Source organism: Pseudoalteromonas thalassia (assembly GCF_049257215.1).
GTDB lineage: Bacteria > Pseudomonadota > Gammaproteobacteria > Enterobacterales > Alteromonadaceae > Pseudoalteromonas > Pseudoalteromonas lipolytica_C.
In genome coordinates, this window is record NZ_JBMMUE010000013.1 from 86,176 (window position 1) to 105,377 (window position 19,202).

General features: G+C 41.7%; 12 protein-coding genes. 6 read left to right on the forward strand and 6 right to left on the reverse strand.

From position 1 onward, the window contains the following. Nucleotides 1-348: 348 nt before the first annotated feature. Nucleotides 349-3,180 (reverse strand): TonB-dependent receptor, encoded by a 2,832-nt coding sequence (locus AAEU31_RS15290; RefSeq protein ID WP_421967648.1) that lies wholly within the window; start codon nucleotides 3,178-3,180, stop codon nucleotides 349-351. Between the two features lie 556 nt (nucleotides 3,181-3,736). Between AAEU31_RS15290 and AAEU31_RS15295 the strand changes: the two genes are divergently transcribed. From AAEU31_RS15295 to AAEU31_RS15315, 5 genes are all read left to right on the forward strand, one after another. Further along, entirely contained in the window at nucleotides 3,737-4,699 is a 963-nt protein-coding gene (locus tag AAEU31_RS15295; protein WP_421967649.1) for a glycoside hydrolase family 43 protein, read from the forward strand. A 315-nt stretch (nucleotides 4,700-5,014) separates the two neighbouring features. Continuing rightward, nucleotides 5,015-8,431 carry a LamG-like jellyroll fold domain-containing protein gene (locus AAEU31_RS15300; protein ID WP_421967650.1) on the forward strand — a complete coding sequence of 1,139 codons (3,417 nt, stop codon included), beginning with the start codon at nucleotides 5,015-5,017 and terminating at the stop codon, nucleotides 8,429-8,431. A gap of 145 nt (nucleotides 8,432-8,576) precedes the next feature. After that, nucleotides 8,577-9,437, forward strand: coding sequence for an alpha/beta fold hydrolase (locus AAEU31_RS15305; RefSeq protein WP_421967651.1), 861 nt, complete (start codon nucleotides 8,577-8,579; stop codon nucleotides 9,435-9,437). A gap of 11 nt (nucleotides 9,438-9,448) precedes the next feature. Beyond that, complete coding sequence (locus AAEU31_RS15310) at nucleotides 9,449-11,038, forward strand: carboxylesterase/lipase family protein (RefSeq protein WP_421967652.1); 1,590 nt, start codon at nucleotides 9,449-9,451, stop codon at nucleotides 11,036-11,038. Between the two features lie 181 nt (nucleotides 11,039-11,219). Then, nucleotides 11,220-11,639 (forward strand): hypothetical protein, encoded by a 420-nt coding sequence (locus AAEU31_RS15315; RefSeq protein ID WP_421967653.1) that lies wholly within the window; start codon nucleotides 11,220-11,222, stop codon nucleotides 11,637-11,639. A 3-nt stretch (nucleotides 11,640-11,642) separates the two neighbouring features. Here the strand turns inward: AAEU31_RS15315 and AAEU31_RS15320 are convergent, their stop codons facing one another. Beyond that, the gene (locus tag AAEU31_RS15320) at nucleotides 11,643-12,593 is read right to left on the reverse strand and encodes a GGDEF domain-containing response regulator (RefSeq protein WP_421967654.1); all 951 of its coding nucleotides are present in this window, start codon (nucleotides 12,591-12,593) and stop codon (nucleotides 11,643-11,645) included. 493 nt (nucleotides 12,594-13,086) lie between these two features. Here AAEU31_RS15320 and AAEU31_RS15325 point away from each other — a divergent pair, with 493 nt between their 5' ends. Beyond that, nucleotides 13,087-13,521 (forward strand): DUF4019 domain-containing protein, encoded by a 435-nt coding sequence (locus AAEU31_RS15325; protein ID WP_135923044.1) that lies wholly within the window; start codon nucleotides 13,087-13,089, stop codon nucleotides 13,519-13,521. Between the two features lie 211 nt (nucleotides 13,522-13,732). On the opposite strand, the gene AAEU31_RS15330 is transcribed toward AAEU31_RS15325, so the two are convergent. From AAEU31_RS15330 to araA, 4 genes are all read right to left on the reverse strand, one after another. Beyond that, the gene (locus AAEU31_RS15330; RefSeq protein ID WP_421967655.1) at nucleotides 13,733-15,679 is read right to left on the reverse strand and encodes a family 43 glycosylhydrolase; all 1,947 of its coding nucleotides are present in this window, start codon (nucleotides 15,677-15,679) and stop codon (nucleotides 13,733-13,735) included. A 12-nt stretch (nucleotides 15,680-15,691) separates the two neighbouring features. Then, nucleotides 15,692-16,903, reverse strand: coding sequence for an aldose epimerase family protein (locus AAEU31_RS15335; RefSeq protein ID WP_421967656.1), 1,212 nt, complete (start codon nucleotides 16,901-16,903; stop codon nucleotides 15,692-15,694). Nucleotides 16,904-16,974: 71 nt separating this feature from the next. Beyond that, on the reverse strand, nucleotides 16,975-17,559 hold the full coding sequence (locus AAEU31_RS15340; RefSeq protein WP_199527174.1) for an HAD family hydrolase: 585 nt from the start codon (nucleotides 17,557-17,559) through the stop codon (nucleotides 16,975-16,977). 130 nt (nucleotides 17,560-17,689) lie between these two features. Next, entirely contained in the window at nucleotides 17,690-19,189 is a 1,500-nt protein-coding gene (araA, locus tag AAEU31_RS15345; RefSeq protein WP_421967657.1) for an L-arabinose isomerase, read from the reverse strand. Between the last annotated feature and the right edge of the window lie 13 nt (nucleotides 19,190-19,202).

Genomic DNA, 19,202 nt, shown 5'->3' on the forward strand with positions numbered 1-19,202 from the left:
TACGATGCTTGTTGTCAGTGCACTTATAGGGTTATTTTAGTTATGTTAATTGTATGCTGCCTTTATTAATATTATTGTATGATTAATTAACAGTCAACTTACATTACAAAAATAATAATCGATTAGAACATGCAGTTCTTTACGCCCATAAAAAAATAAGCCATTTAATATCATAAAGTTAAAATAAAAAAGCGTAATGCAAAGACAAATGTGATTGTTGCCCTTCAAAAATAAATACTATATTAATATTAAATATATTCTGCTATGTGAGTTTTGTTGACTCGAATCAGATATTAGGACAATAAAAACCCCGAGCTAAGTCGGGGTTTTTGGGTCTATATAAGAAAATTAGAACGAGTAACGTGCACCAAGTGCGAATGTGCGTGAGTAAATCGCATTGCTAAAGTTAAATAAATTATCGTTACCTTCTCCATAGTAGCTTTGATATACATCATCTAGAATGTTCGTTGCATCAAAGGTCACTACAAAGTCTTCATTCACATTGTAGCTAAACTGAAAGTCTAAGCTTTGCTCAGGACGACTCCAGAACTGAAGAGGGTTAGCAAAGATTGCCGCCTCATTACCTGTATAGAACTCTGAACGCCATACATATGATAAACGCATGTCGAACGAGTCACGCTCGTAGATACCTACGATGCTGTATGATTCATCAGAAACACCGGCCATTTCTGATTCAACATACCCAGAAATATCACCAGCTTCATCAAAATCAGGGGTATCTTGTGAAGAATCAAGTAGTGTGAAACTTGCTTGCACACCTAAGCCATTTAAATACTCAGGTAATTCTTCAGGGAAATAAACTAAACCTAACTCCAGACCTGATAACTCACCGTTAGAGGCATTGACCGGCGCACTTAAAACATATGGACGGGTTACACCGTCATTACCTTCACGTACAACAGTTTTACGTCCCGGAACAACTAAGCCTTCAATCTCACGCTTAAAGTAAGCAGCATAAAGAGAGCTTGTATCTGCAAAGTACCATTCTAGCGATACGTCATAGTTTTTTGATTCTGTTGGTTTTAATTCTGGGTTACCGCCAGTGCCTTCACCATAAATAGCTCCCTCTGTAAGTGGATCCGTCCAATACTGAAGTGCATTTAAGTCTGCGAAGTTAGGCATACGTAGTGTTTCTGTGTACGCAACACGACCTACTAGATCATCTGTAATATTCCAGTTAAGCATTAAGCTTGGTAAAACTTTACTTACATCTGCTGTTGCAGCACTGGTATCAAATACATTGGTATTAGTGCCTGTTTCAGCTGTGAACTTCATATCTTGTTCATAGCTCACATAACGTACACCAATTTCACCACTAATATTTTCTGTTAAGTAAAAATTCGTTGTTGCGTAAAGTGCGTATGAATCTTCTTCAATATCAAACGTTTTATATTTATCTTCAGCTTCAAGCCCGTAAATTCCTCGGATCTCATTCGCATTACTTAGTAAATAACCACCATCAGCAGTAATAAAACTATCAAAAACATCTGCACGGCCATCCAAATAATCATCCACTTGATAGACTACACCTGAACCATCACCTGATGCCCCTGCAGCTGCAAGTTGTTCAATTAAACTTGCAAGAGATGTATTCGCAATGCCACTTTCTTGAGTACGTGTAAATTCTTCTGCTGTGCGGCTTTCATAGCGACCACCAAATTTAACTTTATCGAAATATGTACCACCAATTAAGTATTCCGCATCAAAGGTAAACGTGAGAGCATCTCCTCGATTACCACCACCATTATCGTATAGTGTACTGGCATTCCAGTTTTCAATGGCTGCCATATCAGCTTCATTTACTGAAGTATTAGGATCATCCCAAAACGCGATGCCTGGCATGCCGTCGTTGTCATTAAAATCTACATCTAAACCTGGAGCAACTCGGTTAAACCGCATACCAAAAAAGTCACTTTCAAACTCACTTTCTTGATAAACAAGTTCAGTATTAATTGTTAGATAATCACTGGCTTGCCACTCTGCACCTAATGCATATAAGTAGCTGTCTGTTTTTTCAGAGTTAGAGTCGCCACTCTGAAAGCCACCAGCACCAATTGCCTGCTTTTCTTTAACCACGTTAGTACCATCAAAAACGATTGGTGTTTCAATAAAACCGTTACCGTTTTCAAAGGTATTTGAGAACCATAATGCATTTTGAGATTGATTCTCATAGCCTGTATAAAAGCCTTCAGCTGTAATTTCTAGTGTTTCATCTGGAGCCCACTGAAGTGATATTGATGCAGCTGGACGTTTACGCACACCAGTAAAAGAGGTACCGAAGATCGCATCTCGAGCTAGCAAGTACTCGGTTGGTACACCATCAACATTTAAAGTAGAGCCTGCAGATGAAGGTAACCCCCCCTCAAGCCCTGCCTGCCAAACTAAATTACCTTGAGAGTCATTATTTGGAATACGAGAATAAGGTGAATAACCAACGGCAGGTTTATCAGTAAAAAATGGGAATGCAGCACCAGCAGTCATCGTATCATCGCGATAATTAGTTTCAGCATAAGAGATATTAACTAATGCGCCAAACTCACCAGCACCATCAAGCTCCCAGCGATTACTAATTAACGCACTGATATTCGGATCAACTTCATCTGGCTGGTCTGAATAGATAGCTCGGGCAGCTAAAACCACTTTCTCGCCATCAAAGTTAAAAGGGCGATGTGTTTTAATATCAATCGCACCTGCGATACCGCGCTCAATTTGATCAGCTGAACGTGTTTTGAAAACTGTTACACCAGACAAAAGGCTTGCAGGAATGTCTTGTAATGACACATCACGGCCAGCCCCTGTAAAGATAGCGCGGCCATTGATTGTTGTATTAACGTCAGTAAGACCACGAATTGAAACTGCACTTACTTCACCAGCACCACGGCCCGTTGTTTGTACACCAGTTACACGTTGTAATGCTTCAACTACGTTGTTATCAGGGAATTTACCAATATCTTCAGCAACAATTGCATCCACGATTTGAACGCTTGCACGTTTTTCATCTAACGCTTTGTTTAAACTGCCGCGAATACCTGATACTTGAATAACTTCCATCTCATTAACGTTATTCTCAGGAGTGTTTGGCGCTTCCTCCTGAGCAAAAGCAAATTGACAGGTAAATGCCATAATTACAGCACTGGCTATGTGTGTTCTTTTAAACATAAGCGGTGTTCTCCAAATTATAGTTATATCGGTGTCTGAACTTTCCCCATTCAGTTACCGAAGAGTGCTCACTGCATTGTGCATCGCGTGTTGTCAAAACGGTGCGTGATTAAGTCTCTATTTGATTTAAAGTATTGCAGTACAATTTTAATCATATTGTATGATTATTTATAGATCAACCGATTATATTAATTTAAAAATAAAACCATCTCGCTAGTGTAAAGCGTATTAATAAAAATATTTGAACAATGTAAAAGACAAAACAAACACACATCAAAAAACAATAAACCAATAAATTTCAATAGATTAAAAGCATAGTTTTATTTTAAAGGCGTGAAGTGTAGGAAAAAAGACCAACAAATTATTTACGTAAAGTATTTTACTGTTACTATTGAAATAAAGATACAATAATACAATTAAGGTTTTTTGCTTCATTTCCAATGAATTGTTTCATGTAAACAATCAGTTACTCAGTATAATCCGCCTTACACTGTGTATTATCTGCGAATGAGTAAAGAGCTGAATTTAAAACAACAATTAGCCACAGAGGACACTCATGAGTAAATTGAAAGCGTTAGCGCTACCACTGCTTTTTTCGAGCAGCTTAGCCGTTGCACAAAACCCATTATTCACCGATGTTTTTACTGCAGACCCTGCTGCACTTGTTCACAATGACACCGTATACCTTTATACAGGTCATGATGAAGCCCCTAATAATGATGTATTTTTTGAAATGCATGACTGGCTTGCCTTTTCATCTACCGACATGGTGAACTGGAAAAAACACGGCCCAATCATGAAAGCCACAGACTTTAAGTGGGCAAAAGGCGAAGCGTGGGCTTCGCACATGATTGAGCGTGATGGCACTTTCTATTTCTTTACCACAGTTCGCCACAACGATACAAAACCAGGTTTTGCAATTGGTGTTGCAACGTCTAAGTCACCGACAGGCCCATTTAAAGACGCCATTGGCCATGCGCTTGTTACTGACGATATGACCAAGCACACGCCAAATGATTGGGACGATATCGACCCGGCTATTTATACAGAAGAAAACGGCGATACTTATATGTTCTTTGGTAACCTAATGCCAAAATACGTAAAGCTAAGCGACGACTTATTGTCTCTTGATGGTGAAATTAAAACGCTTGATTTACCAAACTTTACCGAAGCGCTATGGGTTCATAAGAAAAACGACAATTACTATGTATCGTACGCATGTGAGTTCCCTGAGAAGATCTGTTATGCCATGAGTAAAAGCATTCATGGACCGTGGGAATATAAAGGTATCTTGAATGAGATAGCCGGTAACAGTGAAACCAACCACCAATCAATTATAGAATACAAAGGTAAAGACTACTTTATTTACCATACGGGTGCCGTACCACCAATTGATGGCAAACCAAGTGGCGGGCGTTTTCGCCGCTCAGTTGCGATAGAGCCTCTTTATTACAACGAAGATGGCACACTTAAGCGTATTATTATGACCACTGAAGGTCTTAGTAAACAAGACAAATAATATTAAAAAGGGCTCTGTTAGAGCCCTTTTTAATTGCTCAAATATTCTATATATACAAATTTAATGCCCAACCCCAAATAAGCAAAAAGCAGCAAAATTGCAACTTGCAAAAAAATCACAATAACGCCACACGCTATGTAAACAAAAAGACCAAGCAATTTACACAAAGGTTACTTTTGCAAAAACAATTGCACATTTCAAATAGTACTATAAAATTACAATACTACGTTCTTATTAGTTTGATATAGGCGCGCGGCAATTTTATTGACAACAATCGAATAAAAAATGAATCCCAGTTTCAAGAGGACACATAAAATGAAATTAAATAAATTAGCCATGGTCATAGCCTGCTCTTTGGCTGTGACAGGTTGTGGCAAAGAAGAAGGTACTAAACTGGACTCTGTACCAGCGGTTGCACAGCCGCAAAGTGCAAAACCGACTGTAAGCAGCAGTGTTGAATACACTGAATCTGGTAGCGTAATGGTTACCAATGTAAGCGTGCACGATCCTTCTGTCGTTAAAGTTGACGACACATATTATATTTTTGGTTCACACCTTGCTGCCGCTAAATCGACTGATCTCTTGAACTGGGAAATGATTTCGAGCCTTTCAGCTAACGAAGCCGTTAATGAAAGCCCATTATTTGATTACAACTACACAGGTGAAATTGCCGAAGGCATTGAATGGACAGACGGTTTCACAGGAAACTGGGCTGCTGATGTTATTCAGGCGCCAAATGGCAAGTTCTGGTTCTACTACAACCACTGCGCACAAGATAACCCAGATACGCCGGATGTTGTTGATGAAGTGTGCTGGAACCGCTCTTACCTTGGTTTAGCTGAGGCTGACAATATTGAAGGCCCATATAAAAACAAAGGTATTTTCTTACGCAGTGGTTATCGCTCAGCAGAAGAATTTTCAGCTTACCCACTTGATAACGGCCAAACAACATGGAATGGTGCCGTTGATCCTAACGCCATTGATCCTGCAGCCTTCTATGATGCTGACGGCAAACTTTGGATGGTTTACGGCTCTTACTCTGGCGGTATTTTCGTGCTAGCAATGGACGAAGAAACGGGTATGCCAGAAGCAGGTCAAGGCTATGGTAAAAAGCTAGTAGGCGGCGACTTCCGTGCAATGGAAGGTGCATTTGTAATGTACAGCCCAGAAAGTGAATACTACTACTTATTCTTCTCAGTTGCTGGGTTTGATCTTAATGGTGGCTACAACATCCGCGTTGCTCGCTCAAAAACACCGGACGGCCCTTACCTAGATAACGCAGGTAACGACATTGCAACAGTAGGCGGCTTAGAAGTTGGTGAAAAACTAATGGGCGGCTTTGAGTACACGCAAGAACTTGGCGAAACAGCACCAGCATGGGGCTACCAATCACCAGGTCACAACTCTGCTTACTATGATGAAGCGACTGGTCGTCATATCTTAATTACGCATACGCGTTTTCCACAAACGTCTACTGAGTTCCCTGAAAATACTGCAGCGCACCAAGTTCGCGTACATGAAATGTTTATTAACTCATTAGGTTGGCCAATGGCTTCACCGCAGCGCTATGTACCGCTTGAAGGCGACAACATGGTTGTGGCAGATGAACTTTACGGTTATTACAAATTTATCAACCACGGTAACGATGTTAATACAGATGCTATTCGTTCAATGCATATCGCACTAAACGAAGATCACTCAGTAACGGGTGATGATCCTGGTATCTGGTACATGATTGATGACTCAAGTATCAAGCTTGAGCTTAATTCAGGCACTTATTACGGGGTCGCAAAATGGCAATGGGATGATGCAACTAAAGCGATGGCTGTCACTGTATCAGCAACATCAAGCGAAGGTGCAACCATTTGGGCAACTAAGCGTGACGAAATTACGGCTACTGCAAACGTGCTGAGCACTGTTCAAGAAGTACTAGATATTAAAACTGAATTATCAATTGCTGACGAAGGCTATTCACTACCAACTAAAGGTAAAGATGGCGCCACAATTAACTGGGAAAGTAGTGATGAATACTACATCACCAGTGAAGGTTCAGTGTTTATTCCAACACCAGATCGCGGTGATAAAGCGGTTACTTTAACTGCTAATATCTCTTTAAACGGCCAGAGCACTACTAAAACATTCAATGTAAACCTAAAAGCGCGCCCAGAATTTAAAAATGCGATTGCGCACTATGCATTCGAAGATTCGCTAAGTGATGGCTTAGGTAATCTTGATGATGCAGGTGTAACAGACAACAACCTATTAAATGTGGGTAAAGGTACAGCAGCATATGCAGAGGGCCAAACTGGTAAAGCGTTTAACTTTGATGGTGCAACGGGTGTACGTTTACCTGATGAATTAGTAACAGGTAATGAGTACACCATTTCATACTGGTTTAAGCCAACAGTGCTAACAGATTTTTCTCCTACATTTTTTGCTGCCGCATCAGATACGCGCTGGATGAGTTTAATTCCGGGTAATACGCACTTTACAACTACACCACTGCTGTGGAGCTATTACCTAGCTGATGATGGTGCAGAAATGTGGAATCAAATCATTTCTGACTCACCAGCAGTGATGGATTGGAATCATATTGCAATTACTTATGCTAATGGCACAGCGACGCTTTATCGTGATGGTGTGCGTGCAGGGTCGATGCCACGTCCTGATTTCTTCAGCGCACAAACAGGCAACTTTGCTCTTGGTGTGAACTACGGCTGGAATTTACCTTTCCAAGGTCAAATTGATGAATTCATCGTCTATGACTACGCGCTAAACAGCCTAGACATTAATGGTGCAGCAATCAATAACCTGACAGATCCGACTAAATTCGAAGATTTCATAACTGATGCGCTTGATTTAGGTGATCTATCTGCCGTGCGTGAAAGCTTTGAGTTACCACGAGTAGGTCCATTTGTATCAGGTATTAGCTGGACGTCAAACAACGAAGAGTACTTAAAACCAGTTAACGGCACAGCTGTTGTGACACAACCAAGCGCCTCTGCTGGCGACCAAGTAGTAACACTAACTGCAACCATTAAGTATAAAAACTTTACTGATACTAAGTCATTCGATGTAACTTTAAAATCACTTGCACCGGCTGAATTCAGCTTTGAAGGCGACCTTAGTGCATTAAATGGTGCATATGCAGCAGGTAAACCGACCGGTGATTTTATCAATAACACTGGTGGCAACGTAATTTTTGTTGACGGTATTATTGGCCAAGCTGTATTCCTTGAAGGCTCAGGTGTTCGTTTACCTGACAACCTCATCACCACCAGCGATTACTCAGTATCTATGTGGCTAAAGCCAGAAAGCTTCACAAATTACACCACCGCATTCTTCGCGGGTGCAAATGCAGATACTTGGTTGAGCTTGGTGCCAGAGATGGATAACGGTCAGACTCGTTTGTGGGCAAATAACGGTGCCTTCTTCGATAATGCAGAACTCGATAGCCGTATTCCTGCTAAAAAGTGGACACATGTTGCTTTCACGGTTGATGGTACAAACGGTGATGTACTGAAGATGTATGTTAACGGTGAGCTTCAGCTAGAAACCGATGGCTTCCCACGTGTATTCACGGTTCCTGGTGAAACAAATGAGTTTGCTCTAGGTGTTAACTACTGGGATACACCATACCACGGTGCTATCGATGAACTGAAAATTTTCAACGGTGCGATTAGCGCTGAAGAAATAAAAGCACTCTACGATGCAGCTTCTGCACAAGAGTAAACTATTAAAGGTAAGCTGCCTTACCTAATAGTTTGTTGTCATAAAAAGCCAGACTCAGTCTGGCTTTTTTATATCTAGATTACTTTCAAAAAACCAAATCACACTGTATTGTAATATTTATAATATAAATAAGGAGTGTTTAAATATGTTGCGTATTCTCATTGCGACACTGTGCATAATCCCCTACCTATGCTCGGCAAAAATAATCGATTCAAAAGTACTTGATAGTGGTGGAAACGGCTCTTTTAATGCTGTTGCAACCAGCGATTCATCACTTGAAAACTATGTAATTTACCGCCCCAAAGACCTTTTAACTACCGTCAAAAACTCATCAAAATTACCCGTTGTTGTGTTTGCCAATGGTGGATGTATGGATACCTCATATCCATTTCAGAATATGCTCAGCAATATTGCGTCGCATGGGTATTTAGTCATCGCACTGGGGAAGATGCAATACAGCCTAGATGATAGACAACTCAATAAGGCTAGCAATGCGATGATCTCTAGAGCTATTGATTGGGCAACGGCTCAAACAGTTAACCCTCTTAGTGAATTTTTTCAAATACTCGATTTAAATAAAATAGCTATTGCTGGTCAGTCGTGTGGTGGCGCACAACTCCTCGCCACAGCTGCCGATAAAAGAATAAGTAGTTATTTAATGTTTAATTCGGGTATTGGCGATATGACTATGGCCGATGCAAATGAACAATCACTAAAAAACCTGCATGCGCCAATAGTTTACCTTGTAGGTGGGCCAACTGATATTGCAACTGACAATGCAAAACTTGACTATCAACGTATTAACCACGTACCCATTGTCTTTGCAAATCATCGGACAGCCGGTCACTCAGGTACATTTGAGCAACCTTATGGGGGCTCATTTTCAACTCTGGCTATCAAGTGGCTCGATTGGCAACTAAAGAATAATGACACCAATGCTGCGCTTTTTTTGAGTCCACAAAATACCTCGTTTCCGCACTGGGATATCAAGGCTAAACAGTTTTAGAAAGGAATATCATGAACACATCAGCACGAATCAAAAAATTGATAATGTTAGTATTTTTCACATTAATAACTCATAACACTCATGCATCATCGCTGAAACAAGTCAATGTTGAACAAGGTACGCTGGAAGGCACTATTGAAGCTAATTTAACAGTTTTTAAAGGCGTGCCCTTTGCTAGACCTCCCGTAGGTGAGTTACGCTGGAAAGCGCCACAACCACCTGCAAGCTGGCAAGGAGTCCGCGAAGCCAAAAAGTATGCACCCGCCCCCATACAGGCAGGAAACCCAGTTTCGGGGATCAGCGAAGATAGCTTGTATTTGAATATTTGGACACCCGCGAAATCAGCAGACGAGCAACTCCCTGTGTTTGTATGGATTTATGGTGGAGGATTTAGTTTTGGCAGTTCATCAGATCCTATTTTTGATGGCACTCAACTAGCGAATAAAGGTGTTATTGTCGTTTCAATTGCGTATCGAGTAGGCCAATTAGGTTTTTTAGCACACCCTGAGTTAAATAAAGAAAGTAAAGCGGGAGTGTCTGGTAACTATGGTCTACTTGATCAAATAGCGGCTTTAAAGTGGCTGAAAAAAAATATTAGCGCCTTTGGCGGAGATGCAAATAATCTGACTATTGCTGGCGAATCAGCTGGTGGAATTTCGGTCAGTATGCTTGCAGCATCTCCTTTAGCAGAAGGTTTAATTAATAAGGTGATTTCTCAAAGCGGTGGATCATTTGGCCCAACTCGCACCATCAATTACCCTGGAGAAAACATGTCAACACTAAAGCAAGCACAAGCTGAAGGAGTCGACTATGTTAAACAATTTGGCGCATCATCAATTGCAGAGCTTCGAAAAGTGGATGCCTCTAAATTTATTCCTAAGGGCTGGTCATTACCTGGCGGATGGCCAATTGTTGATGGTTATGTCATTAAAGACGATCAATATAAACTTTATCAACAAGGGCAATTCAATGATGTGCCTGCACTTATAGGTTATAACTCTGATGAAGGATTGAGTTTTGTATGGGATCCTGATGTGAATAAGTTTGTCGCTGGAGTCAAAAAGCGCTACGGCCCTTTTGCTGAAAGATTATTAGACGCCTACCCTGTTGCCAAAAATAGTATACCTCGTAGTGCTCGTAACCTCGTTCGTGATGTAGCTTTTGGCTGGCATACCTGGAGCTGGGCAAAGTTACAAACACAATACGGTAATGCGCCAGTGTACCTGTACTACTTTGATCATCACCCTAAACGAAAGCAGGGTGCAAAAGATGAAGACCATGGTTCCGCACACGGTCATGAAATTGCTTACATGTTTAAGAACTTGAATAAGTCTGATCCAAATATCACGCAAGATGACTTAAAAATGTCAGAAACAATGGCAACATATTGGACTAACTTTGCAAAAAACGGCCACCCTAACAATGATACATTACCTAACTGGCCAGCTTTTGATAATGAAAAACCCACTACCATGTACTTTCAAGAACAGCTAAAAATCGGACCGGTACCCGACAAAAACTCGCTCAATGTGCTTGATAGTTACTTTAAATGGCGTCGTACCCCAGAAGGCGAGAAATGGGCAAATAATGTAGCCAATTAAATATCCACCTTACTGATGTGCGGTTTTAAATTTTAAACCGACACATCAGTGATCTAGCAAGCTTTTACAGAAAACTGCATGACATTTCAGGTTTCAGGGTTGTAATCTAGATAATAAATTTTCTAAAGCTCACGTACCCCTTGCCGATACATAGCTATCTTTACCTTTTAACTCAATCATTATGGCTATTAACTCATTATCTAGTGCGTTAACTATCTCAAATGCAGATAAAGCAAGCAGTAATACCAACTCCAAAGTCGGCTACAAACTCAGCAGCCAAGAGATGAATAAACTCTCTGGTCGTGAAGTAGAGCCCACGCAAAAAGAAAAAGTATCTAGCGAACTCCCTGCGCATATCCGCAAAATGGTTGAACAACTAGAAAAACTCAAAGAACAGCTTGAACTTGCCAAAGAGCAATTAGCCAAACTGCAAGCACTTAAAAACCAAGAAGATGAAGCGGTTAAAGTGCAAGTTGAAACACAGACCAAAATGGTTATAGAAATCCATACGCAAATAATGTCTCTTAGCCAGTCAATTAGCGACGCGCTAAAAGAAGCAGGTATAAGCGATCCCGGTGTATTGATGAGTGTGTTGGTATAAAGTTCAGACCTCTGGCTTTAAACAGTATTGATTACGACCGCTCTTTTTAGCTTCGTACAGGTTTTCGTCGGCCTTTAAGAAAAGTGTCTTCCAATCTCTTGGAGATTCAGAAGCAGTCACCCCGCCAATTGAAATAGTTAAGTAGCCACAGGGTGAATCTTCATGAGGTAAATGCTCTTCGTGCAATAGGTCTATTATTCGTTTTGCCACCAACTGACAGCCTTCATAGTTAGTGTGTGGAAGAACAACAGCAAACTCCTCACCACCCCAACGTGAAATAAAATCAGTGTCGCGTGCTAATGCTCTTTTCACAGTGTTAGTAACTGATACAAGCGCTGCATCACCTGCCAAATGGCCATAACGGTCGTTATATTTTTTAAAATAATCAATATCCAGTAATAACACAGAGACTTCGGGTGACTCGTGCCTTGCACTCAGTTGATTCATCACCACTTCTAAATAGCGTCGATTAAAAACTTTCGTGAGCGAGTCAATCATTGATGCTTCTTTATGTTGCTCAAGCAAGGCACTGTATTTCAGCTCTTTTTCTACACGTTTTTGAAGAGTTACGGCACTGTAGGGTTTAGCAATAAAATCATTACATCCTGCGTCCCAAAACTTATATTCAAAGTTTGTATAATTTTCGCCCGTCAACATGATTACGGGCGTATGCTCAAACGCAGGAACACTACGAATGGTTTGACATAGGTCGATACCGTCCATACCGGGCAACCGATAATCAAATAAGAAAAGTGATACTTTTAGATCACCTAATTGCTCTAACAATGCTTCAGCTGTTGAGAAGCGGCTAACATTATATTGAGGTGATAACACTTTGTTGATAATAGTAAAATCAAGATTGCTGTCTTCAACCAAAACAACATTGCTATCAAGCGTTGCTTTACTCAGGTCTTTTTCAGCTTTTTTTCGTAACGAATTAAGCGAACTATCCATATAAAGTTTACCCTTGCTGGTTCATCGTTGAAGGTAGTTTGCATTATCAGGGTTTTCAAGTGACGGCAAATAGCTAAGGCCCAACATTTGGGTAGTATATTTCTGCCAAAGCCAACTTTACTCTTGTAACTCTCCCATCGCTAACTCCCTCTTACCTCCCTAAAAAGGGGCAAAACACAGTGAAAATGCGGGCTCTGAATTATCGATCAAGCAAATACGAAACTTCCTTAACCATTAAAAACACAATATTTTAAGCGCCTACTTTAAAAAATAAGCAGTGAAGAAACATAGTTTTTATATTTAAAAAACAAAAGCATATAATTTAAAATAAACCTAAACACTTCACTCTCAGTTAAAACGAGCAAAAACACAAAATAAGAAATAAGCATTAATACATCACTTCAAAAACCCTCTCATAGCACTTTTTCAGTATAGAATTTAACCAACCCAAACGTAAGATGGCTGCATCCCATGAATTAAGTAAGGTCATTCTATGCGTAACATTTTATTAGTTTCAGTAAATGGATTTACGTTTAAAGCATGTTTATTGATTACATGTTTATGGATGAGCTTTTTTGCTCAAGCAAAAGATTCAACTTCAATTGAAACAGCAAGAGCATGGCTTAAGCTTGTTGATAGCGGCCAATACGTGCAGAGTTGGCAGCAAACAGATCACATATTTCAGACAGCCACACCAGAGCCAAAATGGCGCTTGGCATTAGAGCAACTTCGTATTCCCCTTGGTCGCGTAATGTCTCGTACTTATTTTGATGTACAAGAATATTCATCACTACCCGGAATGCCTAATGGCGAATATTTAGTGGTTCAATTTCAAACAAGCTTCACCAATAAGGAGCATGCCCTAGAAACTCTGAGCCTGAGTAAAAATAGTGGCCAATGGCAGCCTTTAGGTTATTTAATTAATTAGGGGTTATGAAGGTGTAGGGATTATGTTGGGTTTCGCTTCGCTCTACCCAACCTACCCAAAAATGAACAGAGCAAGTGCTGAGAGGTACGCCACACATAACAACTCCACCGCTCAGCTTGGAGCTTTACTCTCGCTAACTTACAGTCTTCAGCCACAAAAAAGCCACTCATAAATGAAGTGGCTTTGGTTGAGTCGATTTTTTACTTATAACTTAATTTGGTTCACGCAGATGGAACACTTGGCACTTGTTACCTAAATCAGGTTGTTGTGCGAAGTTAGTGTTTTCAGCTAAACCACAGTCACTTAAACCAAGTGCTTGTTTTGTGTAGCGGTTGATAAGCATAACACCACCACCTTCTACCGGAGCAATACGCCACTGTGCTGTTTTCGCTGCACACGAAGCCATTTCTACGTTGGCACCTGGTACTAAGGCGTTATCAGCTACCGCAGCACAGAACTCGCTGTCAGCGCTTTGTTTAAGGCTTACATAGCCTGTATCTGTTGGTGTGAAGAACCATTGCTGTGCATCTTTATGCGTAAAAGCTTGTTGCTCAACATTGGTACCCGCTTTAACTGTATCTGCCACGCTAAGTGCTTTACCACTTTGTTGGCTTAATACGACAACACTGCCCATAGGGCGTAATTGCCAGTCGCCACACGCTGTTGCGTCGCTTTGCTGTAAAACCGCTTGGTTTTGTGCGGCAGAACAACCAGCAACCGCTAATGGCTTGCCTGTGTAACGGTTAGTAATAGAGACATTACCATCTGTGCTTGGTGCTACTTTCCATTGCTGGCAGAAGTTATTGCGCCATGCTGCAGATTGTACCTTAGCGTTATCAGCGTCATTACAGCTTTCAAGCTCTAAGAACTTACTGTCTTCACGGTTAGCTAAACGAACAAAACCATCTGTTGTTGCATCAATAACCCATTGACCATTGGTGCTTGCACACTGACGTTGAACTGCACGTGCATCTTGTGGATCAGCTGCAATGTCTAAACATAAGCCACTTGTTGCATTCACTAATTGATAGCGCTGACCTTGCACTCGCGTTACTAGTGGGCCGTATTCACCTGATGGCGGTGCGACTTCAACGCCTGGTGTTAATGGTTTACCAAAGCTTGGTGTACCATCGTCATTCCAAGTAAATTTTTGCGCACGTAATGAACGAGTCGCGCTACAACCGTGCTCTACCGAATCATTACCATGATAAACTAACCAGTCTTCTGTACCGTCTGGCGAGGTGAAAAAGCCGTTGTGACCTGGGCCAAACACTTCTTCTGTACGCTCAAATACTGGCTTGTCGTATTTTTTCCAGCTGCTCGCTTTAAGCGGATCGTCACCAACAAGCTCAAGCATACCTAGTTTGTAATCAGGAGTATTACAGAAGCTCGCTGAGTACGTCATAAACGTACGGCCATTGTGCTGTAAAATTTCAGCGCCTTCAGTTACTTTACGGCCACTGATTTCCCAATCTAGCTCAGGACGCGTGATCACCGTATGCGGTGAGTTCTCTTTCAATGTCCACGGGTTTTCCATTTCAGCAATAATGTTTAATTGCTGATCGCCTTGCCATTGTGAGTAGATCACATACAGCTTGTCTTTGTATGTTAGGTAGTTACCGTCGATGTTCCATACGTTAGGCATTAATGCGCCCTTGTATTCGTATGGACCCATAGGATCGTCACCAGCACTTTCTAATACATTTAAGTGTTGGTTATCTAAAGTGCCATCAGTACCAGCTGTGTACATCATGTACCAACGGTAGCCGTTTGGCCCTTTTAGGCGGTGGAACTCAAACGCCCAGAAGTTACAACAACGCTCAGGGTTTGAATCAGACCAAACATTGATAGGTGTTGCATCAGCAAGGCCAGCTAGTGTTGGTGATTTACGCATCACTAACTCAGATGTCCATGTTGTTGTGGTTAGGTAGTAGTTACCATCCCAGTACTCAAGCCATGGATCGGCACCATTAGGAAAAAGTGGGTTGGTAAAAATACCATTATCTTGAATTGGCGCTTTTGCTGTGGCTGCGACATCTGCTTTGGCTGTGTTGTCTTCAGCCGTAGTCTGACAGCCCGTCAGAGCGCCAAAAGACAAGGCAAATAGGCTGGCTAAACCGGCCTTATGCATTGTGCTTTTAAGCTTTGTTGTTTTCACGATTGTGTTCCTTTATTTTGTACCAAATTCGTACACGATGCGTGTTGAATACACGTCACCTGGCAGTAATGTTGTGCTTGGGAACGTTGGCTGATTTGGTGCATCAGGAAAATGCTGTGGCTCTAAGCAAAAACCACTTCTGAAATTATGCACTAAGCCAGACGCTTGCTGAGTACTACCGTCTAAGAAGTTACCTGAATAAAACTGTACCGCAGGCTCTTCTGTGTAAACTGTTAACGTACGACCAGAGTTTGCTTCGTAAACCGTCGCAGCTTCTACAAGCTCTTTGCTTGGCGTGTCTTTAAGCACAAAGTTATGGTCATAACCTTTACCAAGTTTCAGTTGCTCATTACTTGCTTTGATGTCTTGACCGATTGCTTTAGCTGTACGGAAGTCAAACGGTGTGCCTGCCACATCCATCAACTCACCAGTTGGGATCAAGCCGCCATCCACAGGGGTGATTGCTTTTGCGTTAATTTGCATTTGGTGATCAAGAATGTCGCCTTTACCCGCTAGGTTGAAGTAGCTGTGTTGCGTCATATTGATGATGGTAGGCTTGCTTGTTGTAGCAATAAACTGCATATCTAGCGTATTGTTATTCGTTAGCGTGTAAGTTACTTCTGTGGTTACTTCACCCGGGTAACCTTGGTCACCATCAGGGCTCACTAAGCTTAAGGTTACACCTGCGCTGTTTTGCGTCGTGAACGGTGTCATGTTCCATACTTTCTTATCGAAACCTTGCACACCACCATGTAAATGGTTGTCACCATCGTTAGTCGCTAATTGGTATTCAGTGCCATTTAGGGTGAATTTACCGTTTGCGATACGGTTACCGAAACGACCGATGATTGCACCATAGTAAGTTGTCGCTTTTGTGTATGCCTCTAGGTTATCTAAACCCAGTACAATATTACCCATTTCGCCTTTTGCATCAGGTGTTTCAATACGCGTGATAATGCCACCGTAGTTGATCACATCAACGCTAATACCATTGCTGTTCGTCAGTGTTACTTGATTAACGGGTGTTTGGTCAGCAAGTACGCCATAGGCTGTCATTGATGCTGAAGGGGAAGTCGTCATATTGTCTCCTTGATGAGCACACGCTGGTGTAAGGGCAATCCCACATGTCACCAACAATGCATAAAGCCCGCGCGACTTTTTCGTGTTCGAACCGGCTGTTTGATGAGTTGTTTTTAAACCTTGGAAAACACATTGCAATGACATATGAATAACCTTTTTGTAATTGTATTTATAGTTTTATAATACAAATAAGGGTGTCATTGCAAATTTAATCGCTAAAGTTGGATTTTGCCGTCTTTCACCATGATGCAATCCATCCCCGCACTTTTGGCGGCTTGGTAACCAATTTGCGTGTCTTCGAACACTACGCATTTACTTGGTTCAACACCTAAAAGCTCTGCTACTTTTAAGAATGTTTCAGGGTTTGGCTTGCCTTTACTTACATCACTTGCAGTCACTAAGGCACCAATTTTATTAATTAAATTAGTATCTGTTAGATGATCAATTGCATGTTCGCGGTCAGCGCCTGTGCCCACGCCCATAGGTAATACACCATGGTATTTCTCAAGTACAGCAACGGTTTCGTCAATCACCTGTGGATGGTGTTGTAAATCAACCCAAAACTGATGTTTATCTTTTGCCACAACCAGAGGATCGTGCTCTAAGCCAAATTTTTCGTTAAGCATTTCAATGGTTTTAACGGTCGGTATGCCACCCAAGCTATACATGTAGTCGTAATCAAATGGATAGCCATAGGCTTCACAGGTTTTTTGCCATGCCTGTAAATGACTGCCCATTGAGTCAATTAAGGTGCCATCCATATCAAAAATAATGCCTTGGTAGGCGCTTAAATCGATCATATCTACTCCTAAAAAGTTTCGCTTCACAATAGCATAAGCCAGCGAGGAGCAAGGCTCATCACTGGCTTAATCGACAACAAAATTTGACAGGGCATGCTAAACACATGCCCAAGTACTTTAAATATTCGTTTTACAGGCCACGTTTTAGCATGTAATAAGCTGCGTTATGACGAAGCTCTGTTTTGAAACCACGGATCGTCGTATCGTTATCGATGATCATCGTTTCAACGCCAGCCATTTCAGCAAAATCAACAATCATATCTGTTGTTACTGCTTGGCTGTATGCAGTGTGGTGTGCACCACCGGCGTGGATCCATGCAGCTGATGCTACAGATAGATTTGGTTTTGGTTCCCAAAGCGCTGAAGCAACAGGTAAGTGAGGTAAATCAGCTGGCGGAGCCACTGTATCTACTTCGTTGATTAAGATGCGGAAACGGTTGCCCATATCAATTGGTGATACGTTGATTGCAGCGCCCGGTTTTGCAGTAAACAATAAACGACCTACATCACATTTCACGCCAATAGTGTGCTGGTGAACTTCAAGACGTGGTTTTTGCGCTGCAATTGAAGGACACACTTCTAACATGTGCGCGCCAAGTACTTGGTCAGTCTCACCCATGTTGTAAGTGTAATCTTCCATGAATGAACAACCGCCGTCACGGCCTTCACCCATTACTTTCATGATGCGAACCATCGCAGCTGTTTTCCAGTCACCCTCGCCACCGTAACCATAGCCTTTCGACATTAGGCGCTGCGTAGCAAGACCCGGAAGACCAGAAAGACCTGATAAGTCTTCAAAGCAATTAGTGAATGCTTTAAAGCCGCCTTTCTCTAAGAAACGCTCCATACCAAGCTCTAAACGTGCTTCGTTGCGTAGCATTTTCACTGCGTAATCGTCTTGTAGAGTTTCGTCAGCAATTACGTAGTCTTGCTTATATAGCTCTAACTGTGCATCGACTTCTTCTTCAGTGATAGTATCAACAACTTTTACAAGCTCAGCGACACCAAACGCGTGTACTTCATAACCAAAGGTAATTTGCGCTGAAACTTTGTTACCTTCTGTCACAGCAACTTGACGCATGTTGTCGCCAAAGCGCGCAACTTTTAGTGTTTGGCTTTCTGCCCAACCTTTTGCCGCACGACACCAGTCATCTAACTGCTGTTGCACGTCAGCACGTTGCCAGTGACCCGCAACAACTTTACGCTCTTTACGCATTACAGTACCGATGAAACCGAACTCACGGTCACCGTGTGCACTTTGGTGCGTATTCATGTAGTTCATGTTGATGTCAGACCAAGGAAGGGCTGCATTGAACTGAGTATGAAGGTGTAACCAAGGCTTACGTAATTCGCTTAGGCCAGCAATCCACATTTTCGCAGGTGAGAAAGTGTGCATCCATAAAACTAAACCAACACAGTTAGGATCCGTATTTGCCGCTTGGCAAACAGCGTGAATTTCTTCAGGTGACTTAACGGTAGGCTTACATACCAAGTTTACTGGTAGGTTCGCTTCGTTGTTTAAGCCCGCTACAATTGCTTCGCTGTCTTTGGCAACCGTTTCTAACACCTTAGGACCATAAAGATGTTGTGAGCCGGTAACAAACCAGACTTCTTTCGTCATCGTCGTCATGTTAATAATCCTC

Coding starts and splice junctions, on each gene's coding strand:
- AAEU31_RS15290 (WP_421967648.1), bottom strand. CDS start 3,180: ATGTTTAAAAGAACACACATAGCCAGTGCTGTAATTATGGCATTTACC.
- AAEU31_RS15295 (WP_421967649.1), top strand. CDS start 3,737: ATGAGTAAATTGAAAGCGTTAGCGCTACCACTGCTTTTTTCGAGCAGC.
- AAEU31_RS15300 (WP_421967650.1), top strand. CDS start 5,015: ATGAAATTAAATAAATTAGCCATGGTCATAGCCTGCTCTTTGGCTGTG.
- AAEU31_RS15305 (WP_421967651.1), top strand. CDS start 8,577: ATGTTGCGTATTCTCATTGCGACACTGTGCATAATCCCCTACCTATGC.
- AAEU31_RS15310 (WP_421967652.1), top strand. CDS start 9,449: ATGAACACATCAGCACGAATCAAAAAATTGATAATGTTAGTATTTTTC.
- AAEU31_RS15315 (WP_421967653.1), top strand. CDS start 11,220: ATGGCTATTAACTCATTATCTAGTGCGTTAACTATCTCAAATGCAGAT.
- AAEU31_RS15320 (WP_421967654.1), bottom strand. CDS start 12,593: ATGGATAGTTCGCTTAATTCGTTACGAAAAAAAGCTGAAAAAGACCTG.
- AAEU31_RS15325 (WP_135923044.1), top strand. CDS start 13,087: ATGCGTAACATTTTATTAGTTTCAGTAAATGGATTTACGTTTAAAGCA.
- AAEU31_RS15335 (WP_421967656.1), bottom strand. CDS start 16,903: ATGTCATTGCAATGTGTTTTCCAAGGTTTAAAAACAACTCATCAAACA.
- AAEU31_RS15340 (WP_199527174.1), bottom strand. CDS start 17,559: ATGATCGATTTAAGCGCCTACCAAGGCATTATTTTTGATATGGATGGC.
- araA (WP_421967657.1), bottom strand. CDS start 19,189: ATGACGACGATGACGAAAGAAGTCTGGTTTGTTACCGGCTCACAACAT.